Here is a 26,702-nt window from a genome sequence, read left to right as displayed (position 1 = left end):
AAGAAAATCCATTATAAAGCATTCTCAACTTTATAATGGCTTTTAAAATATTTTTTAATGTACAGGTAATTTTATAGTCTTAAATATAGCATCAAACTCAGGCTTACCCTGTAGCTCAATGGCTTCATTAATCAGTTTTTTAGTTAAATGTGGGGCAAAGCTTTCAATAAACTCATACATAAAGCCACGTAAAAAACTACCTTTACGGAAAGCAATACGTGTAATGCTCGATTCAAATAAATCGCCCGTATCAATTTTTACTAAATCAGTATCAGTACGCTCATCAAACGCCATATTGGCAATAATACCAACCCCCATACCTAACCTAACATAAGTTTTGATAACGTCGGCATCCGCTGCCGTAAAGATTATTTTAGGCTCTAATCCTTTGGCATGAAATGCAGCATCTAGCTTAGAACGTCCTGTAAAACCGTGTACATAAGTCACTAATGGTTGTTCTGCTAAAGCCTCTAATGAAATTTCTTTTAAAGTACTTAAAGGATGTGATTTAGGCACGATAACGCAACGATTCCAGCGATAACAAGGCATCATCACTAAATCAGAAAACTCTTCCATCCCCTCAGTAGCTATTGAAAAATCTGCTGTACCATCTGCCGCCATTTTGGCAATTTGGATAGGAGTACCTTGATGCATATGCAATGATACATCAGGATAACGGGTAATAAATTCACTAATGATTTTAGGTAAAGCATAACGTGCTTGAGTATGGGTAGTAGCAATGGTTAACGAGCCACTTTTTTCACTTGAAAACTCCTGTGCAATACGCTTGATGCCTTCTGCTTTGCGCAGTATTTCTACCGCTGCTTCAATAATTCTTTCGCCTGCTGGGGTTACTTGAGTTAAATGTTTACCACTACGGGAAAAAATCTCTACACCTAACTCATCTTCTAATAAGCGTATTTGCTTACTTATACCAGGCTGAGAGGTGTACAAGCTTTGAGCGGTTGCCGAGACATTTAAATCATGGCGAACCACTTCCCAAATATAACGTAATTGCTGTAACTTCATAAAGACCCCTTCACCTAAACAATATACCCAACTCGATCTATTTGATTACAATTTATTTGATGATGAAATTATAAACCGTTAACCTGTAATTAACTAAAAGTTTTATTATAAATAGACATGTATCACGATATAACTATATCACCTGCTTCAAATTGCTTTATAATAAGCTAATTATAATAGCTATGCAGCGAAACTTGCTTAATATAGCTAAAGATTAGGAGATCGCAATGCGCAAGATTCTATTTCCCTTATTGCTAATAGTATTACCTGTAGCTGCACAGCCTGTTTACAGTTACAAAGACAGTGATGGAAACACAGTATATACCAATGAACAACCCCCTGCTAATGTAAACGCAGAACAAGTTAAGTTGCCTAAAATTCAGACCGTCCCTAGTCAGAATTCATCGACTAATGGCCAAGACCCTGGATTCAAAATTAATGACTCAAAACCTACTATCACCAAAGTAGGTATTACTGGCATACCAGATGAAGAAGCATTAAGAGCTAATAATGGAACATTTACTGTTTCAATAGTGCTTGATACATCCGCTCGCTTTTTACCATCATCTTATCAATATCAACTATTATTAGATGGTAAACCTTATGGCGCTGCACAAGCTAGTAATAGCTTTACACTTACCAATATCGATCGTGGTGAACATACCATACAAGGACAGATTCTTAATAATGGGGTGGTTATTGCTAGTAGTGATCCTCAATCATTTACTACTCAACGTGTTTCAAAACAACTACCGGCTAAGAATAGACCGAACAAACCCCAACCTAGAGCAAACTAATTTATAGAATACAATGAAAAAATTATCCTTTATCGCATTGTTACTCACTTGTGTTTCTTTAAACGCACAAGTTTATTCTTATGTAGACAGTAACGGAAATACTATTTATACAGATAATCCTCCTGAAAATCAGGAAACACGTGATCTTGATATTAAAATCACCCCCTCCGTTAATAAGACAGAGAAAACTTTAGATGAATCAGATTTAAAAACTGTTCGTCTTTCTCCAACCACACCCATAAATATCCCAAATGCTAGTAATGGTGATAGTAATGCTCCATTTAAGATTATATCTATAAACTATCAATCACTTACTATCATTACACCCAAACATGAAGCTACTATCATTAATTCAGATGGACAATTGATGGTAACAATTGAAAGCTCTCCAAAACTTTCATCAGATCATAAATATCGTATTGTTATTGATGGTAAAACTGTAAGTGAATCTACATCACCTACTTTTTCAATTAATAATTTAGAGCGTGGAGAACATAAGTTAATAGCTGAGATCATTGACTCTAATAAAAGTGTAGTTAAGAAATCAAAAGAACAAGTTTTTTATATTAGACAAACTACATTAGCGGATAAGCGCCGTGTTCGCCCATGTAAATTTAAAGACTATGGTGTAAGACCTGAATGTCCATTAAAAGACAGACCAAAGCCTGACCCAAGAATATTAAGAAAAATAACTGATAAATTAGGGATAACAAAGCCTTGTGACTTACCTGATTATGGCGTAAGAAAAGATTGCCCTATTGAACTAAAACCTCAAAAGCCTGAAACTAAAGATATTATTGTTGAACCAAAAAAAATGCTGATATAAAAAAATAATTCTCTAAAAGCCATGTAAAAACATGGCTTTTTTAATTGGTATTGTTTTTCAAACAAACTATAAAAAGCCATTCAACAAGTAGATGTAAAATAACCAAAATCATTTACCATAGCAATGCATTACTTTAAGGAAACTTTTCATTCTATAAGCCTGTAGAGCTTAATTGTTAGAGTAAAACTTTGAATCACCTTTAAGGCTTAATTATATTTACTTACATACCCATGGGATTTACCTATCACACCGATAGCAAATCCCATGCTAGACTAATGACAATAAATAGTCTCTCTAATCAACGGAGTATCTCATGAAAAAACAATTATTGGCGGTCTCTTTAGGATTGGCTGTACTAGCTACTCCTTATTCTTTTGCTCAACAATATGTTGATAACTCTTTTATTGAGCTAAATAAATTAAAATATGGAATGGATCTTGTTGCAGTAGGTAGTATTAATGTTAATGTTTCCGAAAAACTTACTTTAAAACCAGATACAGCTGAATTTTCTATTAAATACACTACAGAAGGCACTACCCCTAGCGAAGCCTCTGATCGCAATACCACCAATATGAAAGCATTTACTAGCTATCTACAGCAATTAGGTGTTAAACAGCAAGACTTAACCACTATTAGCTATAAAAACTATGAACAAACTTCACCAAAACCATTAACTAAAACAGATGCACAACAATATCAAACTTTATTAACTGTTAATGTTACTATCCCTAGTAATAAATTTTATGATGTTGTGAAAGTACTAGAGCAACAAGGCATTAGCAATCTTGATAAAGTTAAGGATACTGATAATGTATATAGTTTTGTAATCAGTGAAATAGCAAATAGCTATGACACAACCAAGCAACAGGCTGAGAAAAAATATCAAACCATTGCTGGACAATTGAAAACCAAAGATATTACCCAATTAGCCATCGAAAAATACAATAATAAAGAAGCCGATCAACCCACTAAAGAAGTTAAAACTTACTATGTAGAAAATACCATAAAGATCCGCGCTTATAAGTTTGATGATTTAGGCAAAATTATTGCTAAAGCCCAAGAGCTTAAAATGAATGTTAACAACGATTTTCGTTACAGTGTTTCGGATGAAACGAAAAATAAAGCCATTGCAGAGCTTGAAAGCAAACTATTAACCAAACTACAAGATAAGGCTAAACGCTCATTAAGTAGTGGTGATTACCAACTTGGTGCCCCGCAAAATTTAAATATTTCTAATAGTGATGGTGGTGGTATTTATCCTAGAAACTACTATGCTGAAAGTGATGCTATGATTAATACCATGAACATGAAATCTGCTGCTGGTGCACAGGTTGATATTCAACCCCCTTCAGAATTTGAAATTATGGTCAATATGAACGGTAATTTTGATATTCTAAAGAAAGCTTATAAAGCAAACTAATAAAAAAGGCGTTTTTAAAACGCCTTTTTTTATGCTATTAAACAGCAACTGGGGCTTTAATATGAGGATGTGCTTGATAATTTTGTAATTCAAAATCTTCAAATGTAAAGCCAAAAATATCCTTTACTTCAGGATTTATTTTCATCGTAGGTAATGGATAAGGCTCACGGGTTAACTGTAGATCAGTTTGTTCCAAGTGGTTGCTGTATAAATGGCTATCACCACCTGTCCAGATAAAATCACCTAGTCCTAAACCACACACCTGTGCAACCATCATTGTTAATAATGCGTAACTGGCAATATTAAAAGGCACCCCTAAGAAAATATCCGCTGAACGTTGGTAAAGCTGACATGATAATTTACCATCTGCCACATAGAATTGGAATAAGGCATGACACGGTGGCAGAGCCATTTCATCCACCAATGCTGGATTCCATGCAGACACAATTAAGCGACGTGAATCTGGATTTTTATTAATCATCTCAATCAATTTACTGATTTGATCAATATGCTCACCATTAGGAGCAGGCCATGAGCGCCACTGATAACCATATACTGGCCCTAAATTGCCCTTTTCGTCCGCCCACTCATCCCAAATACTGACACCATTTTCTTTAAGATAGCGGATATTGGTATCACCTTTTAAAAACCATAATAACTCATGGATAATCGATTTTAAGTGACACTTTTTAGTGGTTACTAGTGGAAAGCCATCTGCTAAATTAAAGCGCATTTGATAACCAAAAACACTATAAGTACCTGTCCCCGTACGATCTTCTTTAAACACTCCGTTATCACGAACATGGCGCATTAAATCAAGATATTGTTTCATGATTAACCTTAAACGTTAGCACTAATAGTAGATGGTTTATTACGATAGCCAAGCACCAATAATAATAAACCGATAGCAATCATTGGCAAGCAGAGAATTTGTCCCATCGTTAACCAATCGAAAGCTATATAACCTAGTTGAGAGTCTGGTAATCTTACAAACTCTACTACAAAACGGAATACACCATACCAGAATAAAAACATGCCTGATACAGCCATAGATGGACGAGGTTTTCTAGAGTAAATCCAAACAATTAAGAAGAGTACTAACCCTTCTAAAAAGCACTGATATAACTGTGAAGGATAGCGTACCAATTGTGATGGATCTTGCGGGAAAATCATACCTAACCATTCATTTTCAGCGCCTGTTGGCTTACCCCATAACTCGCCATTAATAAAGTTACCGATTCGCCCTAGACCTAATCCGATAGGTGCTAATGGTGCAACAAAATCTGCTATTGAAAAGAATGATCTACCACGCCTTTTGGTAAATACCCAAATAGCAACAATTACCCCCATCATGCCACCATGGAATGACATGCCACCTTGCCATACCTTAAATATTCTTGCTGGTTCAGCTAAATAAACGGAGAAATCATAAAACAGTACATAACCTATTCGTCCACCTAGAATAACCCCTAGCGCGCAATAAAACACCAAATCAGATAAGTCATCTTTGGTTAATGTAGGTTGAATACGATATAAACGACTACGTCCTAGAAACCAAGCAATCGCAATCCCAAAAATATACATTAGCCCATACCAATGAATATCAACAGGACCAATACTTAATGCTATTGGATCAATAGCAGGATATTTCAACATAAAACTCTCTTAATAATTACAATTGAGTGAAAAAACTACAACCTACAATAAATAGGAAAATAGCAAACATTCTACGTAATAAAGTAGCAGATAAACGATACGCTAGTTTAGCACCAAGTCGTGAAAATACCATACTTGTAACTGTAATACCAATCAAAGCTGGTAAGTAAATATATCCTAAGCTCCAGCTTGGTAATCCCTCGACGCCCCAACCAAACCACATATAAGATAATGCACCACTGATAGCAATTGGAATACCACAAGCCGCTGAAACAGCAACCGCGCGCTGCATTGGTACACTACAAAATGCTAAAAACGGCACGGTTAATGAACCACCACCAATACCAAAAATAGCAGAAGCCCATCCTATAATACTGCCTATTATGGTTAAGCCAGGTGCTTTAGGTAATGATTTGGAAGCTTTTGGTTTTAAATTAAAACCAAGCTGAATAGCCATACAAATAACGAAACAACCAATAATAATTTTTAAAGTAACACCCTGTAATAAACTGGCTGTAAAACCACCCAAAATACTACCAAAGATAATACCTAAAGCTAACCATTTTACTAATTGCCAATCTACATTGCCTTTACTATGGTGGGCTTGAGCAGAACTAATAGAAGTAAAAATAATGGTAGCTAACGAAGTGCCAATGGCTAAATGAGTTGCAACGTTATCGGATATGCCTAACGCATGAAAACTAAAGATCAGCACAGGAACAATAATTAATCCACCCCCAACACCAAACAGACCTGCCAGCACCCCAGCACCCGCCCCTAAAGCAAGATAAGCGAGCAAAATAGATATTGTCATAGCGTAATTTCCTACTGTTATCTACTATTAATAAATTTCAATGATACCTTAATGTAATACTATTGATTGAACAGCCTGTTATGATAAAGTTCAGAAAAAGTATTTTATTTTCTAAGAAAAGAACATAATTATATTATGTTTATACTAATCAATGAGACTTTTCAGGGAGCCTATCATGAAAAAATTATTAATATTATGCTGTACCCTACTTATTTCTACCACAGCTTTTGCAACTAACTGCGAAACTGTTAAAGAACAAATAGCTGAAAAAATTAAAGCCAATGGTGTTGCTGAATTTACTTTAGACGCAGTAGAAAAAGGTACTGCTGCTGATGGTAAAGTAGTAGGCGTTTGTGGTGGTGGCACTAAAGATATTGTTTATAAGCGTGGTCATGCACAAACTACAGAACAAACAACTGACAACTCAGTTACAGAAGAAGATCATAACCAATCTACAGCTGAATAAGCCTGTTGTTGTTTGGTAAGAAAAAAGGGTAGTTTAAACTACCCTTTTTTTATAGCTATCCTGCTACTAACACTCTAATAGCATCTAGTCTTAAAGTCGCTTTATTGAGATATTCTAAGCCTATCTTTTTATAGTCTTGTAATATTTCTAGCTCACTATCACGCACGTTTGGATTAACCTTTTTCAAGGCTGTTAATCTGGTTAACTCTTCCTCAATATCTGTCGTAAAACGTTGTTTTGCTTCTGCTACTCGCTCATTATAAATAGCCTGCATTTTTTGCTCAGCTATAGCAATTTGCTTTTCCAACTCAGCACGTTGTGCTTTAACAAATTTAATAGCACTACCACGAGGTACTTTTTCAAGTTGTTTATTTAAGGTAGAGAATGAAACTTTATCTGCTAAATCATTACCCCTAGGATCCAATAAACAACGTAGTGCTACTTTTGGTAAGTAACGAACTAGCTGTAACGCTTTTGGCGCTACTACTTCTGTTACAAAAACAAACTCTACTAATACCGTGCCTGTTTTTAATGCTTTATTACCAATGACAGCAACAGCTGTATTACCCATTGAGCCAGACAGTACTAAATCCATTCCACCCTGCATCATAGGATGTTCCCAAGTAATAAACTGCATATCTTCACGGGATAAAGCTAATGATCGATCATAGGTGATGGTTACCCCTTCTTCATCACCTAATGGAAAACCAGCATCTAGCATTTTTTCACCAGGGCGTAGAATTAAGGCATTATCAGAGTGATCTTCAACATCTATTCCAAATGCATCAAATAACTTCTCTGCATACATAGGTAAGTTATATAGATCATCTTGATCTAAGATAGCTTCAACAAGGCTATCTCCTTCACCCTCACCACCTGAGTTTAATTCTAATAAACGATCACGGCCTTTTTGCATTTCTTCTTCTAGCTGTAGACGGAGCTGTTTAGCCTCCTCTAACAGTTTAGACCAAGCTTTCTCGTCCGTACCCTCTAATTGTTCACGCAGATGCTTTCTAAACTGTGTTTGCAAATTACTACCTGCAGGGCAGGTATTTACAAAAGCATTCAGAGCAAGATCATACCATTCAAATAATCGTTGCTGAGCAGTACCTTCAATAAAAGGCACATGAATTTGAACATCATTTTGCTGACCAATACGATCCAAACGACCAATACGTTGTTCCAATAAGTCAGGATGTGGTGGAAGATCAAACAATACTAGATGATGAGCAAATTGGAAGTTACGCCCCTCACTACCGATTTCCGAGCACACTAATACTTGCGAACCCTCTTCATCGCTAAAGTAAGCAGCGGCACGATCACGCTCAATAATAGTCATACCTTCATGGAAAACAGCAGCTGGAATACCTTCTTTAATTCGTAGAGCTTCTTCCAAATCAATCACTGTTTCTGCATGGGCACAAATAACAAGCACTTTAGTACGTTTAAGCATTTTCAACGTAGAAATTAACCAATCTACCCTTGGATCAAAATGCCACCAACGCTCACTATCAGTCTCTAATTGATGATCAATATACTCTATTTCAGGGGTAAGTATAGGGCGCTCATCACGAGGTATCTGTAAATACTGCTCAGGATTAGGTAATGGATAATGATGTAATTCACGAATTGGGAAACCTTGTACAGCAGCCCTTGTGTTACGGAATAATAAACGCCCTGTGCCATGTCTATCTAATAACTCTCTTACCAATCTTGCACAGGCTTCTTCTTCACCTTTTACTGCTGCATCTAACACAGATTTCTCTGCATCTTTTCCTAAAAAGCTTTCAATGACTTTACGGCCCTCTTTAGATAGTTTTTGCTTATCTAGCAAGTCTTGCACAGCCTCTGCCACAGGCTGATAATGCTTACTCTCCTCACGGAAGGCTTCTAAACTATGAAAACGATTAGGATCAAGCAGTCTTAATCGAGCAAAATGACTATCTACACCTAATTGCTCAGGCGTTGCTGTTAACAATAATATGCTTGGCGTTACCTCTGCAATTTGCTCAACTAACGCATATTCAGGGCTTACATAATCAGGCACCCAAACCAAATGGTGCGCCTCATCGACTACCAACATATCCCAACCAGCAGCGAATAACGCATCCTGTACACGTTCATCACTGACTAACCAGTCTAAAGCTACTAACACTAACTGACTATCTTCAAAAGGATTACTACTATCCCCTTGAGCAAAACGTTCAGCATCAAATAAGGTTACTTCTAAATTGAAACGACGACGCATTTCAACTAGCCATTGATGTTGTAGGTTCTCAGGAACAACAATTAATACTCGGCTTGCTCTACCAGACAATACTTGGCGATGAATAATAAGACCTGCTTCAATGGTTTTACCTAAACCCACCTCATCAGCTAATAACACACGAGGTGCTATTCGATCAGCCACTTCTCGAGCTATATGCATTTGATGGGCAATGGGCTGCACTCTAGCGCCAGCTAACCCTAATAGTTTTGATTGTTGTAAATTACTGGCATGCTCTAATGTTTGATAACGCAATGTAAACCAAGATAAAGAATCAATTTGCCCCGCGAATAAACGATCTGCTGCAGAGCGAAATTGAATAAAATTAGATAATTGCGTTTCAGAAATAGTGCGTTTTTTATTATGTTCATCTATCCCCATGTACACAAGTAAACCTTCAATCTCCATTACTTCATCGACTACGATTTGCCAACCATCTATATGAGTAATTTTATCGCCAATGGTATATTGCACTCTTGTTAATGAAGCATTATTAATTGCATATTGCCTTGTTTCACCAGTAGCAGGGAATAAAATAGTTAGTAAACGTCCTTCTTGTGAAATGATAGTTCCTAACCCAAGCTCAGCCTCGCTGTCACTAATCCAACGCTGCCCTGGTAGATATTGCATAATAAAACCTCTTAACTAAAAAAATTTCGGCATATTTTAAATGATTCAGCAACGTTTGTTACAAATAATAATAATATATTTGCTGAATATTTAATTACTAGGACAATAATGTTGGTATTTTTACTGCATTTATGACTGAGTATAGCTATTTCGCTAGTTTTTCTATCTTATCCCTATTAAAATTCGCCAATTATATTAAGTATTTTTCCTGTTGAGGTTTGCATGTCCCATTCTTCCACCCCTAAAGTAGGTTTTGTAAGCCTAGGGTGTCCTAAAGCCACAGTTGATTCAGAACGTATTTTGACGCAATTGCGGATGGAGGGTTATCAAATTGTACCTTCTTATGATGAAGCTGATGTCGTTGTAGTTAATACCTGTGGCTTTATTGATAGTGCTAAAGCTGAGTCACTGGATGCTATTGGTGAAGCATTAGCAGAAAATGGTCGAGTTATTGTGACGGGCTGTATGGGTGTAACCGAAGGAGCGATTCGTGATGTTCATCCCAATGTATTAGCTGTTACAGGTCCACAACAATATGAGCAAGTGGTACAAGCAGTGCATGAGGTAGTCCCTCCCAAAAAAGATCATAATCCCCATATTGATCTGGTACCGCCACAAGGTGTTAAATTAACACCTCGCCATTACGCTTATTTAAAAATATCAGAAGGCTGTAACCATACTTGCAGCTTCTGTATTATTCCAGATCTGCGTGGTAAATTAGTCAGCCGTCCTGTTAATGAAGTGCTTGAAGAAGCAGAGCGACTCGTAAAAGCCGGGGTTAAAGAACTATTAGTTATCTCACAAGATACCAGTGCTTATGGCGTAGACTTAAAGTACAAAACAGCATTCTGGAATGGTCAACCTGTTAAAACTAAAATGGTAGACCTCTGTGAGGCCTTAAGCCAACTTGGTGCATGGGTAAGATTACATTATGTCTATCCATACCCTAACGTAGATGATGTGATTCCATTAATGGTAGCAGGCAAAATCTTACCTTATTTGGATATTCCTTTCCAACATGCTAGCCCTAAAGTTCTGAAAGCAATGAAACGCCCTGCTTTTGAAGATAAAACCTTAGCCCGTATTAAAAAATGGCGCGAGCAGTGCCCAGAGTTAATTATTCGCTCTACTTTTATTGTTGGTTTCCCTGGTGAGACAGAAGAAGATTTCCAATACCTATTGGATTGGTTAACTGAGGCACAATTAGATCGCGTAGGCTGCTTCCAATATTCAGCGGTTGATGGGGCACCAGCCAATGAGTTAGCTGATCATGTGCCAGAAGAAGTTAAGCAACAACGTTGGGAACGCTTTATGGCTCACCAACAAGCTATTTCAGCCGCTCGCTTACAACAACGTGTTGGTCAAGAAATGTTAGTTATTGTAGATGAAATAGATGAGCAAGGCACTGTAGCTCGCTCAGTGGCTGATGCACCAGATATTGATGGCCTCGTTTATATTGATACTGACCAATTACAAGCAGGTGATATCGTTAAGGTTCGTATTACTGATGCTGATGAATATGATCTGTGGGCTGAGTTGACTTGATCAAAAGAGGAATAGCATGTACCAGCTAGAACCTATCGGCTATATACATTCTTGTTTTAAAGAGAAATTTACTATTCCTCGACAACCTCTTTTAGCACCAGCAGCAACAGGTGTTATTGAATTATTAGCCCCTTATAACCAAAGTGAAGCATTAGCAGGCTTAGAACAAATCAGTCATCTGTGGTTATTATTTATCTTTCACCAAACTATGCAAGATAAGCCACGATTAAAAGTGCGCCCTCCCCGTTTAGGTGGTAATAAGTCATTAGGGGTTTTCGCCACACGTTCTACTTTCCGCCCCAACAATATAGGCCAGTCTGTTGTTAAATTAGAAAAAATAGTTGATAACCAGCTTTTTATCTCAGGTATTGATTTACTTGATGGCACACCTATTATAGATATTAAGCCCTATGTACCTTATGCTGATATAGTGACTGAAGCAACAAATAATATAGCTCCTAAACCACCAAAAACTATTCAAGTTATTTGGACAACACAAGCACTAAAACAAGCAAAACAACATGAAGAACGCCTACAAAAACCTTTACAAACTCTAATTGAGCAATGCCTCAGCCAAGACCCAAAGCCTGCTTACCAACAACCAGAGCCAACCAGAGAGTACGGCACCCTATTTTGGGATGTGAATGTAAAATGGCATTATCCTGACCTTAATACTATTGAAGTACTAGTAGTCAGCCACCAACTCACTAATTAATCGATACGTCAAACCTTGTGGGTCATGTGGTTCGAAACGCCTTAAAAAAGCATCATGAACATAAGGAGGATTTAATAATTTAGACGTTCTTTCCGCCAAATCAAACATATTACTATCTTCAGAATCAACAAAAACAGCCATCTTTTCACGAAGAATACCAATTCCAAACAAACCTTGGTTATTACATGTTTGTAAAGCTTCCAGAATAATTTTAAAATATTCGTCATGCCAGATATTCATAATAGGTTTAGCTAGATTACTTTGCTTAACAAAATTACTTAATTTTTCCCTGTATTCCTTTAAAGCAATATCTGTATAATCCCACTCACTGGAAAACCATAGATAATCTGTTACATCCTCAATACTTCTTAATTTAACGGTAAACTTTTTAGTTACACCATCTAACGTATTAGCCGCACAATAAAAAGATCTACCATCTTTATTTAAATGTAACGCAAAACCGTATAAGCGCTCATCACTTATTAATCCTTGAATATGCTGAAAACCTTCGGTAATTGTTTCAACAATTAAATCATGTAACTGTTGTTGTAACTGTGAATCCATTAACGTAAATACTCTCAACTATTTATTGATCAGTTTTCAATAAATATCTAATTAACTTAACTCAATTCAAATTTGATTGTTTAACATGACAGATGTAATTTAATTAGGCTGATTATGATTTAACCTAATAGCAAAGAATAGTATCCATTCATCATAAGCCATTATTCTAACATGTTATCTTTCTGTGTGCTTATTATTCATATTATTGTTCAGGAAAGCTCAATATAAAATGCTAGCAAGTACTGTTAAAAATACTTACTAGCATTAATAAATTACTCCTGCTCTAACTTAATACGTGCAAAATTTTTCTTACCTGCTTGGCAAACATGTTCTGCACCTACTTTAAAAGTAAAACTAGCATCAACTACATTACCATCTATGCGTACACTTCCCGCTTGTAGTAAATCTCTAGCCGCTGCAGAGTTTTTAACTAGCTTAGCTTGATTAAGTACTGCTGCAACAGGTAAATCGGTTGCTGCTTTTAACGTAATCTCTGGTAAGTCTTCTGGTAGTTCACCCTCTTTTAGACGATTACCTGCTGACTTATGGGCATTAGCAGCGGCTTCCTCACCATGGAAACGAGCAATTAATTCTTCAGCTAATTTAATTTTAATATCACGAGGATTAGCTCCATTTTCTACACCCTTCTTAAACTGTTCAATTTCCTCTAAGTCACGGAAACTTAACAATTCAAAATAACGCCAAATCAATGTATCTGGCATTGAAACTAATTTGTTGTACATTACTCCTGGTGGCTCATCAATACCCACATAGTTACCTAACGATTTAGACATCTTTTTAACACCGTCTAAACCTTCTAATAAAGGTACAGTAATAGTACATTGTGGCGATTTACCGTAAGAACGTAATAACTCACGTCCCATTAATAAATTAAAACGTTGGTCAGTACCACCCATTTCAACATCACACTCTAATGCTACAGAGTCATAACCTTGGATCAGTGGATATAAGAATTCATGAATAGCGATTGGTTGTTGGCTTTTATATCGATTTTCAAAGTCATCACGCTCAAGCATGCGTGCAACAGTATATTGAGAGGCTAAACGGATAAAATCAGCAGGTTTCATTTGATCCATCCAAGTAGAGTTAAACGCTACTTCGGTTAATGCTGGATCTAAAATTTTGAACACTTGTTCTTTATAAGTCTCAGCATTGGCTAAAACTTGTTCTCTCGTCAAAGGTGGGCGTGTAGTATTTTTACCACTTGGATCACCGATCATACCTGTAAAGTCACCAATTAAAAAGATAACTTTATGGCCTAAGGTCTGAAAATGACGTAATTTATTAATAAGTACAGTATGACCTAAATGAAGATCTGGGGCGGTAGGGTCAAAACCTGCTTTAACTCGCAATATCTTACCTTGTTTTAACTTCTCAACTAACTCATCTTCAACTAGAATTTCTTCTGTGCCTCGCTTGATTAATGCTAGCTGTTCTTCAATAGATTTCATCGTTTCCTTCTCTAAATTAATATTTAACCAATTAACTAATCGATGTCATTTATCAAATGACAATAGATAACTATACTGTAAAATAAAGTTTTCTGTTACATTTTAATTGGTATTTTTTTGTAATTTACAGTTGCGCAAATTTGGTTTTACTTATATTTTACATCACTAATTTATCTAGTTATTTGGTAGTTAACTCTATTTAAGCCATGATACAGAATACATCAACAAGAAAGCGCTCGTTTAACTCATTAATTATATTAATTGTAATAGCTATTCTATTGGGATTGGGTATTCTGTTTTATCCTTCATCTGAAAAGCCTCAAAATACAGAGATTACCAATACACCTATTGCACCTGAGCCAACCACACCTATTGTTGTTCCAGAAGTAATTGCTGATATTTTTGCTAGAAGTTTACAAACACCGCCTACTATCCCTCTATTACCAACTCAATTAAACGATATACCAACAGCAGATGTTGCCCAATCTAATATGGTAGTTGGCGATGGCCCATTAATTGTAATTCCTGAGCGCAATACAATATTAGTGTTTAAAGTAGAAAAAGGTGACACACTTTCTACTTTATTTAATAAAGCAGGATTATCTGTAAATACTATGTATAAGGCGATAGAAAGTAACGCTGATGCTAAAAAATATTTTACTCGCTTAAATATTGGGCAATCTTTTGAGTTTACACTCAATGAAGCTGGTGATTTACTCTCTTTAGTGACTAAGCCTAATCTGTTAAATACTTATAGCCTTACTAAACAAGATGACGGTTATGTATTTGACCACAATGCAATTGAACCTACTTATAAGCAAGTTTATGCTTATGGAATAATTACTAGTTCTCTATTTGCAGCAGCCGATAAAGCTGATGTTCCCCATAGTATGATTTTAGAAATTGCCAATGCCTTTGGTTACGATATCGATTTTGCTTTAGATCTTCGCCAAGGCGATGAATTTGAAGCTATTTTTGAACAAAAACTAGTAAATGGCAAAATGGTCGGCACAGGTAATTTACTGGCTGCACGCTTTATAAATCGTGGCAAAGAATATACAGCTATTCGTTATACCAACAAAAAAGGTATTGCCGCTTATTATCGTGCAGATGCCACCAGTATGCGTCGTGCTTTTATCCGTACACCTGTTGATTTTACACGCATTAGCTCAAAATTCACCATGGGGCGATTCCATCCTGTGTTAAATAAAATTCGTGCGCATAAAGGTGTAGATTATGCAGCACCTACAGGAACAGCTATTAGAGCTTCTGGCGATGGTCGTATTGTTGAACGTGGTTGGAAAGGTGGTTATGGTAATGCCATTGTTATCCAACATGGTAAAACTTACAGCACACTTTATGGACATATGAGCCGCTTTGCTCCTGGTTTAAAAGTAGGTAGTCATGTTAAACAAAGTCAAACTATTGGCTATGTAGGCATGACAGGTCTAGCAACTGGCCCTCACTTACATTATGAATTCCGCGTAAATGGCAAGCACGTTGACCCACTTAGTGTAAAACTGCCAATGGCTGATCCATTACCTGAAAAAGAAAAGACTCGTTTTCTTGCGCTTAGCCAACCGTTAATGGCTGAAATGCGCAAAAAGAAAACTGTTATGTTAGCCAAAGCACAGACAACAGAACAATCTCAAACCTCATCTGAGTAATCTATGGCTTACTATATAGGAATAATGTCTGGCACTAGTTTAGATGGACTAGATATTGTTCTTATTGACCAACAGCCCCATTTACCTAGCCAACTTATTGCCAATCATTACATCACTATGCCTGAGCAATTGCGTGATGATTTACTTATATTATGTAGCAGTGGTAATGATGAGCTAGCGAAAGCGGCCATTGCCGAACAACAATGGGCGCAGCTAGCGGCTGAAGGAATTAATCATTTATTAGCACAACAGCAACTAACTAGCAGCGATATTGTAGCTATTGGTAGTCATGGGCAGACAGTTAGACATGAACCTGAACGTGGTTTTACCATACAAATTAGTAATGGTGCACTCTTAGCTGAACTTACCAATATTACAGTAGTAACAGATTTCCGTAGACGTGATGTTGCAGCAGCTGGACAAGGTGCTCCACTAGTACCAGCCTATCATGAAGCGCTATTTAAAGATGACAACAAATATCGTGCTATTCTAAATGTAGGTGGCTTTAGTAATTTAAGTTTATTATCACCCAATCAAACTACCCATGGTTTTGATTGTGGACCTGGCAATGTTTTATTAGACACATGGATTTCTTATAAACTTAATAAACACTATGATGATAAAGGTGCTTGGGCTGCTAGTGCAAAACCTAATCAGGCACTACTTAAGCTATTTTTAGCTGATAATTTTTTTAGTAAAACAGGCCCTAAAAGTACAGGCCGAGAATTATTTAACTTTGATTGGTTAAATAATAAATTAACTCAGTTTAACCAATCTATAGCAGATGAAGTAGTGCAATCTACCTTATTAGAACTGACTGTACAAAGCATTGTACAATCACTTAAACAAGCCCAACCCATTACTGATGAGCTAATTGTTTGTGGTGGAGGTGCTTTTAACAATGAATTACTCAATCGCTTACAACACAACCTTACCAATACTAAGGTACAAACAACTCAAGATTATGACATTCCTCCAGAATGGATTGAAGCAATGGCCTTCGCCTGGCTTGCTTACTGTTGCTTAGAGAAAATCCCTGCCAATCGCCCTGCTGTTACAGGCGCTAAAGGTTTAAGAATATTAGGCGCTATCTATCCTGCATAACGCGTATAATATTCAAAAACTTTCACCTATATAAAATCGTTATGATCAAAACCTTAGCTATAGCCAATTTTCGCTCCATCAATAATCTAGTATTTCCACTTTCCCAACTAAATGTAATTACGGGTGCCAATGGCTGTGGCAAATCAAATCTCTATAAAGCTTTACGATTATTAGCAGAAACTGCTCAAGGCAATGTAATTAGTGCTATTGCTAAAGAAGGTGGCTTGGAATCCGTATTATGGGCAGGGCCAGAAAAAATTAGTCGTAATATGCAACGGGGTGAAGTACCCATTCAAGGTACTAAACGACAAAATGCTATCAGGCTCCACTTAGGTTTTACTGAAGATGATTTAGGATACAGCATTTCACTTGGACTACCAGAGCCTATTCCTGGAGGAACAGCTTTTGCCCAAGATCCCGAAATTAAAAATGAAACGATTTGGGCTGGCGAATGGTATAAACCTACTCGAACACTAGTAGAACGCAAAGGTCCCCTTATTCAAGTAAAGGATGGACACCAAACGCAAGTCTTAACACAACATACACCTAATTATGAAGGGCTGTTTGGACAAGTAGCGTTACATAGTGATTGTCCTGAAGTATTTCGTTTAAGAGAAATCATTAGAAACTGGCGATTTTATGACTATTTCCGCACAGATCAAGAAGCTCCAGCTCGAAAACCTCAACTAGGCACTCGAACTCCTGTACTTCACCATGATGGTCATGATTTAGCGGCTGCTTTACAAACAATTCAAGAGGTGGGAGATGCTGACTTACTTGCTCAAACTATCCATGATGCATTTCCTGATTCATCTCTTATAATCAGAAAGGATGGCTTTTTTACTGTTATGCTTCAGCAGCTAGGCATTTTACGCCCACTCGCTGCACAAGAATTATCCGATGGTACTCTACGTTATTTATTATTAACGGCTGCTTTACTTACCCCTCGCCCACCTTCATTAATGATACTTAATGAGCCTGAAAACAGCTTACATTCCGATTTATTACCTGCATTAGCAAGACTTATTATAAACGCCAGTAAACATTCACAAATTTGGATTATTAGTCACTCAAAAAGACTGATTAATGCACTAGAGCAACAAAGTGACTGCAATACCATCGAACTAGAAAAAGTATTGGGACAAACCACAATTAAAGGTCAAAGAATGTTAGACACTCCAGCTTGGTATTGGCCCACCTAATCTAGAACAAATAATAATATTATTAAAAACAAAGCCTTGTATATATTTTACAGAAATTTGATAAATATATTACTTCTATATATTGCATAAATATTTTTTCACATGTAAACTTACATGTAATCATTACATATAACAAAATAAGAGAGAAAATATTGAATGAACAAATTAATTCCCATTGCTCTTATCGCTGCTATTATTATATTTTTTCTCTTTATGGGAAAAAGTAAACCTTCAAATACTAAAATAATTCATGAATCAGGAGATGTTATTAACATCACAGATTCAAATGCTGAGATTAATTTATTCTTCCTAAAAGAAAAATATGTAAGTGACAGTTATTTATTGATAAACCTAGACATCAAAAAAGATGATTCTGTTTCAAATGGATTCATTACTGCTATCCCTATAAAAGATGCAACGATCATTAAACAAAAACATCCTAATCTGAATGTTTACAACAGCAGGACTGCATATGATTATAACTTACGAGAATATGTACAACTCTACAACATCGTGATTGATGATGATGTCCAAGCACAATTATCACAGCTAGTACAAGCTTATAAGACTGCTAACTCTCAACAACAAAATAAACTCTGCATTTACTTAGCAGGCGATACACTTAAGTTTCAACATGGCAAAAGAGCTGGAAAACCTGTTAGCTACTCCACTAATGCCAAAATGCTAAAACCACGAGTCATGGAATTGGTTTCCTGCCCATTTTAAAAAGAATCAAAGAACCTTTTTGCACCCTGTTAGTTCCTAACAGGGATTTTTTTTATTACCTACAACAGATGATATGTAGTAAACCTATTCATATTTATTTCTTCCTTGGAATACCCAATTTCTGACGACGTTCCCATAGACATTTACGACTAACTCCCAACTTACGCGCCAGCTCTGTTTCAGTCATTTTATCTTGGTTTTCTAATACAAAACGTTGAAAATAATCTTCTAAAGATAAGCCTTCTTTAGGATCTTTATTATTAATAGCCCCTTCATGAGGTTTTTTAAAAATATTGGTTAACTCATCTTCACCCAAACTAGCTAAACCATAAACCTCAGGCTCTAAGCCTAAATTATCGATAGTAATATTATTACTTTCACAAAGAATAACTGCGCGCTCTACAGCGTTTTCAAGCTCACGCACATTACCAGGCCAAGTATAAGTTAAAATAGCTTGTTCTGCTTCTGGAGTAAATACTAGATCAGTTTTACCCATTACATTCATTTGTCGCTCTAAAAAACTTTGTGCAATTTTTAAAATATCCTTGCCGCGATCACGTAAAGCAGGTAATTGTAAACTAATCACATTTAGCCGATAGAATAAATCACTACGAAATTCGCCTGTTGCTGCCAAGGTTTTTAAATCACGATGGGTTGCAGCAATTAATCTAACATCCACTTTTTGTGAAGCAACTGAACCCACTCTTCTAATTTCGCCCTCTTGCAAAACTCTCAACAATCTTGCTTGTGCTTCAAGAGGTAATTCACCAATTTCATCAAGAAATAAAGTACCACCGTTCGCAGCTTCAATCAGACCAGTTCTACTACTGGTTGCTCCTGTGAATGCACCTTTTTCATGACCAAATAGTTCTGACTCTATTAAAGTCTCAGGAATGGCTGCACAGTTTACTGAAATCAAAGGGGCTTTAAAACGTGGCGATTGCTCATGAAGTGTACGCGCAACCAGTTCTTTACCTGTACCTGACTCACCTAAAATAAGTACTGTCGAATTAGTAGGTGCTACTTTTTCTATTTTTTCAAACAGTTTTTGCATTAAAGGACTAGAACCTATTATATCTGTCCCTTTTGTATTATTTTTTGCTTTAGCAGTAGTTTCTCGTTTACCTTCAGCAGGCTTATCTGAATTAACTTGTTTTTTAGCCAGTGACTCAGCCACCGCTCTTAACATATCATCATGATCAAAAGGCTTAGCAATATACTCTACTGCCCCCATCTTCATCGAATCAATGGCTGAACGTAAACTAGCATAACTGGTCATAATCAATACTGGCACGCCTTGTGCCAAATTAATCATATCGGTACCAGGTGCGCCTGGTAAACGCAAATCAGTAATCACTAAATCAAAACTAGCAATCTTATAGTTCTCTTGTGCCTCTGCCACAGAACCTGCTTCGCTCACCTGATATTGATGACGTTCTAATAAGCGCTTTAAAGAGGTGCGTATAATTACTTCATCTTCTACAAGTAGTATATGTGACATAGAAATTCCACAACTTTTTTACTGACTCTTAATCCTACAACTATACCATAGTATGGTCAGTATATTTAGGTAATATTATAGAAAAACGTGTTCCCTTTTTTGTATCTAAATTTACTGGGCTCTTAATGGTGATTTTGCCATGATGATCCTCTATAATCGAATAGACCAAAGATAACCCAAGCCCCGTTCCTACCCCTGGTTCTTTTGTGGTAAAAAATGGTTCAAACACTTGATCCTTAATCTCATCTGTAATACCTTCACCCTCATCTTCAATCCAAAGTTCTATGGTATTTTCATGCTCATAACTAGATATAGCAATTATGCCATTTTCTATTGAAGCATCTCTTGCATTATCTAACAGATTAATAAGTACTTGCGTTAGTCGTTGTGAGTTACCTAAAACTTGATGCTTAGGGTTACAGAAATTATTGAACTGCACATCTTTTTTCTCTTTATTAAGCACCAATAAATGAATGGTCTCTTGTATAATTTCATACAATGAAACGGGCGCACTTGCTTGAATTTGCCCTCCAGCATGAGCAAAGTTCATTAATGAATGGACAATACGAGAAATGCGTTTAGTTTGTTCAATAATTTGTGCTGACATTTCTGTCACTTCTTTATTATCAGCCCACTCATCTCTCATGATTTGCGCCAAACAAGCAATACCTGTTACAGGATTACCAATTTCATGGGCAACACCAGCAGCTAATCGACCAATGGAAGCTAAACGTTCAGAGTGAATGAGTTGATCTTCTAATAAATAAGTGTCTGTAATATCTTCAATCAGAATAACCATACCACCACTATTGATTAAAATAGTGTCACTAATAGTAGCTTTATGCAGATTATACCAACGACTATGTCCATTAATATCAATACGTTGCTTATAAAGATGATCACCCTCAGACTCCATACAACTAATTAATAGCTCACGCCAAGCACCTTTTATATAATGTAAATTTGCCCCCACAATATTATCTGCTGTTAATCCTGTTAACTCTTCCATAGCTCGATTCCACAGCAAGATATCCTGACTTCTAGAAACAGAGCAAACACCAATGGGTAAAGTTTGTAAGGTTAAACGATGGTAACGACGCAAAGAATCTAACTCAGCAGCCAAGCCTGTTAAGCGTGTTTCATAGCTTTCCAAATGGCTTTCCATAAAATAAATATCTTCATTTTGGGCAATTAATTGCTCTGACTCATAACTTAAAAATTTATCAACTATTTGCTGCGAAAGGTGAGGCCCCATTAATCCTGACAGATTGACCTCTATCTGCTCTCTTAAACGGCGCAAAGCATAAGAACGTTGTTCATCAATAGTAAACCCTAAATCATCCAATGCCCTCTCAACTTCCTTACGGGCTGTTTTATAGCCTAGCGGCACTTCTAATGCCTTAACGAACTCCTGTGGTGAACTTAATGTCATTTCTTTACGTTGCACATACTGAGTAGTATTTACTGCACATAAATCAGCAGCATATTTTTCTTCTTCAGAGCGTTTGGTAATTAAAGATACTACAAAAAATATTGCAACATTGATCGACAACGAAATCATACTGGTGACATGCCAGTCACTAGCACCTAATAACTTAAAACGGCCTAAAAAAGGAATAGAGATATAGTCAATGGAGGTGATTAATGGTATTAACATAATCACAAACCAACTTCCCATACCAGCTAATAGCCCAGCAATAAAGCCTTTTTTATTACCCAACTTCCAATAGAGTAAAACCAATACACCAGGGAAAAATTGTAAGGTTGCTATAAAAGCCGTTATACCAATTTCATTGTTGGTATAATCTGATTGGATTAATAAATAAAAAATATAGCCTAATAAAATAATAATAACTATTAATGTTCGACGAAGCCATTTCAGCCAACGATAGATATTGGTGTTTGCTGATGGTGTATACATGGGTAAAACCACATGATTCAGTAACATCCCTGATAATGCAATAGTTGATACGATAATTAAGCCACTACCTGCTGCTAATCCTCCAACATAAGCAATAAGTGATAACCAGTTATTATCATTATGCATTCCGATACCTAAAATATAATACTCAGGATCAATGGATAAATTTTGGACAAGTCCTCCCCAAAGAATAAGAGGTACACAAAAAGCCATCGCTAATAAATAGAGAGGGGTTCCCCAGCTAGCAAACATTAATGCTTTTGGTGTTACATTTTCTGTAAAAGTTAAATGGAACATATGAGGCGCCACAATTGTTGCCGCAAAAAATGATAGCAACAAGGCACGCCAAGGCCCCTCTTGCAAAGGTAAATGTAAACTAACTAAGGCTTCTTTATTTTGTACTAACCATTCATTTAGGCCACCAAAACCACCAAAAATACCATATAGCACATAACCAGCAATAATTAGAAAAGCCAATAATTTAACGATCGATTCAAATGCTACAGCAACCACCAACCCTACTCGCTTCTCACGAATCGAAACCTGCCTTGAACCAAACAACACAGCAAAAACGATTAATAAGGTACAAAAAATAAAAGAAACCCAATGTGAAGTAGTCTGATGAGTCAAGATGGTTACTGATTGGGTAATTGCTTTAATTTGTAAAGCAATTAAGGGCAACATACCAATCAACATAAAGACACAGGTTAAAATACCTGCCCAACGACTACGGAATCTAAAAGCAAATAAATCGGCCAAAGAAGAAAGTTGATAATTTTGAGTAAGCTTTAAAATAGGAAATAGCAGTACAGGTACTAATAGAAATGCTCCTGTAAATCCTAAACCAATAGCCAAATAGCCATAACCATAATGCATAGCCAATGCAACTAGGCCATAAAAAGTTAATGCACTGTTATAAACGCCTAAAGACAATATATAAATAATAGGATGACTGATTAGTTTACTGGCTACTTTATTATGTTCTGAAACCCAAGCAATACCAAATAATACTAATAAGTAAATAACGCTAATAAGTGCAAGGTAGCTAACACTAAAGTTCATCGACATCATGTTTTCCTTGCAATAACAATGTTGCCACAATAGCTACTAACCAAAACAGATAAGGCTTATACCAAACACTATCACCTGACACCCACCAATCTAATATACTGGGTGAAAGCAAATAAATAATGACCATCAACAATAATACTAGCCGATAGATATACATAGTGCTGATTCCAATGAGTATTAATTGATTATTTTACATGCAGCAACGTATGATTTCAGAATATTTCTAACAATTGTATAAAAATATAAATCATTGCATACTTCTACTATATAGGCAGAAAACAAATAAAGGAATAGTTATGTTATCAACAAATCAGAATGTGCCTTCACTAGAAGTAGGGGATATTGTCTTTACCTGTGTTGCCGCTTATTTATTCCAGAGTATCTCCAAAGCATCTCTTTGTTGGAGCAATCACGTTGGTATCATTATTGGCCATGATGGTAATGACTATTTGGTGGCTGAAAGTTGTGTACCCATTTCAAAAACTACCACTTTAACTAAATTCGTTAAACGCTCTCACCATAAACACTATGCTATAAGACGTTTAACAACGCCTTTATCAGATCAACAAAAATTAGCTATTTGCAGCCAAGTGCCACAACGTTTGAATATTTTGTACCATACTGGTTTTAAATTTGACTCAAAACTACAGTTTTGCTCAAAGTTTGTGTATGAAATTTACAGAGATGCCTTACAACTAGAATTAGGTAAAATAGAAACCTTTAACGATTTATTAAAAACCAATCCTAATGCTAACTTAACATTTTGGAAATTATGGTTCTTTGGTAAAATCCCTTGGCAAAGAAAAACTGTAACACCTGCTAGTTTATGGTTCTGTCCTAAATTACAAACTGTTTATGATAGTTCTCCAGAAGTTTCACAACGTTTTTATAAGGCAGCTAGCTAATTTCTCTATTAATAAAAAGCCTAACACAAAGGCTTTTTATTAAGTTTTTGCAAAATCCCCTTGATATTTTGCTGATAATCTGGATAATTACACGACTATTTTTGTGGATATGATAATTATCCGCTAAATTTGAAGTATTGAGCCTAGCTTTACTTCAACAAAGAATGATTAATTGCTTCCAAATCACACTATTACCCCGACCCCACATAGTGTTAGAAATGGTGGCTATTACTTATAAAACACATATTTTTTAATATCCGCCGCTTAAATTATGCGGTCTTGAGGCTATAAAGAATGAAAACTTTTAGTGCAAAGCCAGAAACAGTTAAACGTGACTGGTTTGTTATTGACGCTGCAGGGCAAACATTGGGTCGTTTAGCGACTGAAATCGCATCACGCCTACGTGGCAAACACAAGCCAGAATACACACCTCACGTTGATACAGGTGATTACATCGTCGTTATCAATGCTGAACAAGTTAAAGTTACTGGTAACAAAACAACTGATAAGAAATACTATTCTCACTCTGGTTTCCCTGGTGGAATCAAAGAAATCAGTTTTGATAAATTAGTTATTAGAGCGCCTGAGCGTATTATCGAAACAGCTGTTAAAGGTATGTTACCTAAAAACCCTTTAGGTCGTGCTATGTATCGTAAGCTGAAAGTGTATAAAGGTGCAGAACACCCACATACAGCTCAACAACCACAAGAATTGAAAATTTAATAGGCAGGATTGATTATGTCAGCTCAAAATTACGGTACAGGTCGTCGCAAAACTGCCGTTGCACGTGTATTTTTACGCAAAGGCACAGGTAAAATCTCTATCAACAATCGTGACCTTGATAACTTCTTTGGTCGTGAAACTGCTCGCATGGTAGTTCGTCAACCATTAGAGTTAACTGAGAACACTGAAAACTTTGATCTATTCATCACTGTTATTGGTGGTGGTGTAAGCGGTCAAGCAGGTGCTATTCGTCATGGTATTACTCGTGCATTAATCGAGTACGATGAAACTTTACGTAGTGCATTACGTAAAGCAGGTTATGTTACTCGTGATGCTCGTGAAGTTGAACGTAAGAAAGTGGGTCTACGTAAAGCACGTAAACGTCCACAATACTCAAAACGTTAAGCTGTTTTGCAGTTATCAAAAGCACCCTTTATGGGTGCTTTTTTTATGCTTGTCTAATTTATAAAACTCGAGTAATACCTGTTACTTCCATTAAATGGCAATATCTTGTATCCATTTATCCCCTTTTATTAAATCATACTGCCTTACAATACCAGAGATAGGCAATTTATAACCACAATAAGAAAGTAAGGAGATACTTATGAAAGCCGTTAGATATTATGGTAAAAACGATGTCCGTATTGTTGATATAGAAAAACCTAAGCCAAAAACTGGTGAGGTTTTAATCAAAATTGGTGGAGCAGGTGTTTGCCATTCTGATTTGCATGTTATTCACGATGGTCTAAAATTTCCTCAAGCATCTTTTACTCTAGGACACGAAAACGCAGGTTGGATCGAAGAGCTTGGTGAAGGTGTCACTGGCTACTCTGTTGGTGATGCAGTGGCAGTTTTTGGCCCTTGGGGTTGTGGTCATTGTCATCCCTGCCAAGAGTCCAAAGAAAACTACTGTGACCACCAAGCAGAAATAGGTGGCTTAGGTGGCGGTATTGGCTTTGATGGTGGTATGGCAGAATATATGATCGTCCCCTCCGCACGTTTACTCATTCCTTTGGGTGACCTTTCTCCTCGCCAAGCGGCTCCATTAACAGATGCAGGACTTACCCCCTATCATGCTATTAAACGATCAGCTAGTAAACTAACTTCTTCAAATTTTGTAGTAGTTATTGGAATCGGTGGATTAGGCCATATGGCTATTCAAATTCTAAAAGCTACCTGTGCCTCAACTATTATTGCTTGTGATGTAAGTAACGACAAACTCGCACTAGCTAAAAAACATGGGGCTGATTACACCTTTAATACAACACAAGATAATGTAGCAGAACAAATTATTAAACTAACTGGTTCTAAGAAATGTGCTGTTGTGTTTGATTTTGTTGGTATTAACCCAACCATTAAACTAGGTTCAAAAATTATTGGTTTAGATAGCCATTGGACTATCGTTGGCTTAGGTGGTGGACATTATCAATTAACTGCTGGCACAACAGAAGCTAGAGCTGACAATCTACCTTATGGTTGCTCCATTACCATTCCTTATTGGGGTGCTAGAACTGAGTTAATGGAAGTGATTGATTTAGCTAAACGAGGTGTTATTCACGTGGAAATTGAGGAATATCCCCTCAGTAAAGCGCTAGAAGTTTATGAAAAACTAGAGCAAGGTAAAATTAAAGGTCGCGCAGTATTAATCCCTTAAACAACTAAGAACTCACAGAGTAAACTTA

24 protein-coding genes are annotated in these 26,702 nt (G+C 36.5%); 14 read left to right on the top strand and 10 right to left on the bottom strand.

The window, feature by feature from the left end:
• Window positions 1-54 precede the first annotated feature (54 nt).
• Complete coding sequence (gene cysB, locus MTZ49_RS06075; RefSeq protein WP_264747457.1) at window positions 55-1,029, bottom strand: HTH-type transcriptional regulator CysB; 975 nt, start codon at window positions 1,027-1,029, stop codon at window positions 55-57.
• A gap of 227 nt (window positions 1,030-1,256) precedes the next feature.
• Here cysB and MTZ49_RS06070 point away from each other — a divergent pair, with 227 nt between their 5' ends.
• From MTZ49_RS06070 to MTZ49_RS06060, 3 genes are all read left to right on the top strand, one after another.
• A complete protein-coding gene (locus tag MTZ49_RS06070; RefSeq protein WP_264747456.1) occupies window positions 1,257-1,826 on the top strand; it encodes a DUF4124 domain-containing protein in 570 nt (189 codons plus the stop codon).
• A 13-nt stretch (window positions 1,827-1,839) separates the two neighbouring features.
• Entirely contained in the window at window positions 1,840-2,652 is an 813-nt protein-coding gene (locus MTZ49_RS06065; protein ID WP_264747455.1) for a DUF4124 domain-containing protein, read from the top strand.
• A gap of 313 nt (window positions 2,653-2,965) precedes the next feature.
• The gene (locus tag MTZ49_RS06060; protein ID WP_264747454.1) at window positions 2,966-4,072 is read left to right on the top strand and encodes an SIMPL domain-containing protein; all 1,107 of its coding nucleotides are present in this window, start codon (window positions 2,966-2,968) and stop codon (window positions 4,070-4,072) included.
• A 37-nt stretch (window positions 4,073-4,109) separates the two neighbouring features.
• On the opposite strand, the gene MTZ49_RS06055 is transcribed toward MTZ49_RS06060, so the two are convergent.
• Genes MTZ49_RS06055 through MTZ49_RS06045 form a run of 3 tightly spaced genes read right to left on the bottom strand, consistent with a single transcriptional unit; the run spans window position 4,110 to window position 6,542 of the window.
• Entirely contained in the window at window positions 4,110-4,904 is a 795-nt protein-coding gene (locus MTZ49_RS06055) for a thymidylate synthase (protein ID WP_264747453.1), read from the bottom strand.
• Window positions 4,905-4,912: 8 nt separating this feature from the next.
• Window positions 4,913-5,728, bottom strand: coding sequence for a prolipoprotein diacylglyceryl transferase (gene lgt, locus MTZ49_RS06050; protein ID WP_264747452.1), 816 nt, complete (start codon window positions 5,726-5,728; stop codon window positions 4,913-4,915).
• A gap of 16 nt (window positions 5,729-5,744) precedes the next feature.
• Complete coding sequence (locus MTZ49_RS06045; protein ID WP_264747451.1) at window positions 5,745-6,542, bottom strand: sulfite exporter TauE/SafE family protein; 798 nt, start codon at window positions 6,540-6,542, stop codon at window positions 5,745-5,747.
• A 175-nt stretch (window positions 6,543-6,717) separates the two neighbouring features.
• Between MTZ49_RS06045 and MTZ49_RS06040 the strand changes: the two genes are divergently transcribed.
• A complete protein-coding gene (locus MTZ49_RS06040; protein WP_413774179.1) occupies window positions 6,718-7,008 on the top strand; it encodes a DUF1161 domain-containing protein in 291 nt (96 codons plus the stop codon).
• 55 nt (window positions 7,009-7,063) lie between these two features.
• Here the strand turns inward: MTZ49_RS06040 and rapA are convergent, their stop codons facing one another.
• Complete coding sequence (rapA, locus tag MTZ49_RS06035; protein WP_264747450.1) at window positions 7,064-9,904, bottom strand: RNA polymerase-associated protein RapA; 2,841 nt, start codon at window positions 9,902-9,904, stop codon at window positions 7,064-7,066.
• 222 nt (window positions 9,905-10,126) lie between these two features.
• Between rapA and rimO the strand changes: the two genes are divergently transcribed.
• A complete protein-coding gene (gene rimO / locus MTZ49_RS06030) occupies window positions 10,127-11,449 on the top strand; it encodes a 30S ribosomal protein S12 methylthiotransferase RimO (protein ID WP_264747449.1) in 1,323 nt (440 codons plus the stop codon).
• A gap of 16 nt (window positions 11,450-11,465) precedes the next feature.
• Window positions 11,466-12,164: a tRNA (N6-threonylcarbamoyladenosine(37)-N6)-methyltransferase TrmO gene (gene tsaA / locus MTZ49_RS06025; RefSeq protein WP_264747448.1), complete on the top strand. Its 699-nt coding sequence runs from the start codon at window positions 11,466-11,468 to the stop codon at window positions 12,162-12,164.
• Here tsaA and MTZ49_RS06020 read toward each other — a convergent pair.
• Window positions 12,135-12,728, bottom strand: coding sequence for a DUF4303 domain-containing protein (locus MTZ49_RS06020; RefSeq protein WP_264747447.1), 594 nt, complete (start codon window positions 12,726-12,728; stop codon window positions 12,135-12,137). The two genes, tsaA and MTZ49_RS06020, sit on opposite strands and share 30 nt — an antisense overlap.
• Before the next feature lie 272 nt (window positions 12,729-13,000).
• Window positions 13,001-14,200, bottom strand: a complete 1,200-nt coding sequence (gene tyrS / locus MTZ49_RS06015) for a tyrosine--tRNA ligase (RefSeq protein WP_264747446.1) — start codon at window positions 14,198-14,200, stop codon at window positions 13,001-13,003.
• Between the two features lie 206 nt (window positions 14,201-14,406).
• On the opposite strand from tyrS, the gene MTZ49_RS06010 reads away from it, so the two are divergent.
• From MTZ49_RS06010 to MTZ49_RS05995, 4 genes are all read left to right on the top strand, one after another.
• Window positions 14,407-15,867, top strand: a complete 1,461-nt coding sequence (locus MTZ49_RS06010; RefSeq protein WP_264747445.1) for a peptidoglycan DD-metalloendopeptidase family protein — start codon at window positions 14,407-14,409, stop codon at window positions 15,865-15,867.
• Between the two features lie 3 nt (window positions 15,868-15,870).
• Window positions 15,871-16,971: an anhydro-N-acetylmuramic acid kinase gene (locus MTZ49_RS06005; RefSeq protein ID WP_264747444.1), complete on the top strand. Its 1,101-nt coding sequence runs from the start codon at window positions 15,871-15,873 to the stop codon at window positions 16,969-16,971.
• A gap of 41 nt (window positions 16,972-17,012) precedes the next feature.
• Window positions 17,013-18,173 (top strand): AAA family ATPase, encoded by a 1,161-nt coding sequence (locus MTZ49_RS06000; protein ID WP_264747443.1) that lies wholly within the window; start codon window positions 17,013-17,015, stop codon window positions 18,171-18,173.
• A gap of 156 nt (window positions 18,174-18,329) precedes the next feature.
• On the top strand, window positions 18,330-18,899 hold the full coding sequence (locus MTZ49_RS05995; protein WP_264747442.1) for a hypothetical protein: 570 nt from the start codon (window positions 18,330-18,332) through the stop codon (window positions 18,897-18,899).
• A gap of 94 nt (window positions 18,900-18,993) precedes the next feature.
• Here the strand turns inward: MTZ49_RS05995 and MTZ49_RS05990 are convergent, their stop codons facing one another.
• Genes MTZ49_RS05990 through MTZ49_RS05980 form a run of 3 tightly spaced genes read right to left on the bottom strand, consistent with a single transcriptional unit; the run spans window position 18,994 to window position 23,549 of the window.
• The gene (locus tag MTZ49_RS05990; RefSeq protein ID WP_264747441.1) at window positions 18,994-20,400 is read right to left on the bottom strand and encodes a sigma-54-dependent transcriptional regulator; all 1,407 of its coding nucleotides are present in this window, start codon (window positions 20,398-20,400) and stop codon (window positions 18,994-18,996) included.
• Window positions 20,401-20,440: 40 nt separating this feature from the next.
• The gene (locus tag MTZ49_RS05985; protein ID WP_264747440.1) at window positions 20,441-23,389 is read right to left on the bottom strand and encodes a sensor histidine kinase; all 2,949 of its coding nucleotides are present in this window, start codon (window positions 23,387-23,389) and stop codon (window positions 20,441-20,443) included.
• Window positions 23,373-23,549: a hypothetical protein gene (locus tag MTZ49_RS05980; RefSeq protein WP_264747439.1), complete on the bottom strand. Its 177-nt coding sequence runs from the start codon at window positions 23,547-23,549 to the stop codon at window positions 23,373-23,375. Before MTZ49_RS05980 ends, MTZ49_RS05985 begins: the two co-directional genes overlap by 17 nt.
• A gap of 139 nt (window positions 23,550-23,688) precedes the next feature.
• On the opposite strand from MTZ49_RS05980, the gene MTZ49_RS05975 reads away from it, so the two are divergent.
• The 4 genes from MTZ49_RS05975 to MTZ49_RS05960 all read left to right on the top strand — a co-directional run bounded on the left by MTZ49_RS05975 (window position 23,689) and on the right by MTZ49_RS05960 (window position 26,674).
• Window positions 23,689-24,297: a YebB family permuted papain-like enzyme gene (locus tag MTZ49_RS05975; protein WP_264747438.1), complete on the top strand. Its 609-nt coding sequence runs from the start codon at window positions 23,689-23,691 to the stop codon at window positions 24,295-24,297.
• 294 nt (window positions 24,298-24,591) lie between these two features.
• Entirely contained in the window at window positions 24,592-25,020 is a 429-nt protein-coding gene (gene rplM, locus MTZ49_RS05970; RefSeq protein WP_264747437.1) for a 50S ribosomal protein L13, read from the top strand.
• A gap of 15 nt (window positions 25,021-25,035) precedes the next feature.
• Window positions 25,036-25,425 carry a 30S ribosomal protein S9 gene (gene rpsI / locus MTZ49_RS05965; protein ID WP_201091738.1) on the top strand — a complete coding sequence of 130 codons (390 nt, stop codon included), beginning with the start codon at window positions 25,036-25,038 and terminating at the stop codon, window positions 25,423-25,425.
• A gap of 199 nt (window positions 25,426-25,624) precedes the next feature.
• Entirely contained in the window at window positions 25,625-26,674 is a 1,050-nt protein-coding gene (locus MTZ49_RS05960) for an NAD(P)-dependent alcohol dehydrogenase (protein WP_264747436.1), read from the top strand.
• The last annotated feature ends 28 nt before the right edge of the window (window positions 26,675-26,702 follow it).

The organism is Entomomonas sp. E2T0, assembly GCF_025985425.1.
Taxonomy (GTDB): Bacteria; Pseudomonadota; Gammaproteobacteria; order Pseudomonadales; family Pseudomonadaceae; genus Entomomonas.
The sequence above is the reverse complement of the archived record's forward strand: the minus strand, read 5'-3'. Positions and strand labels throughout refer to the sequence as shown.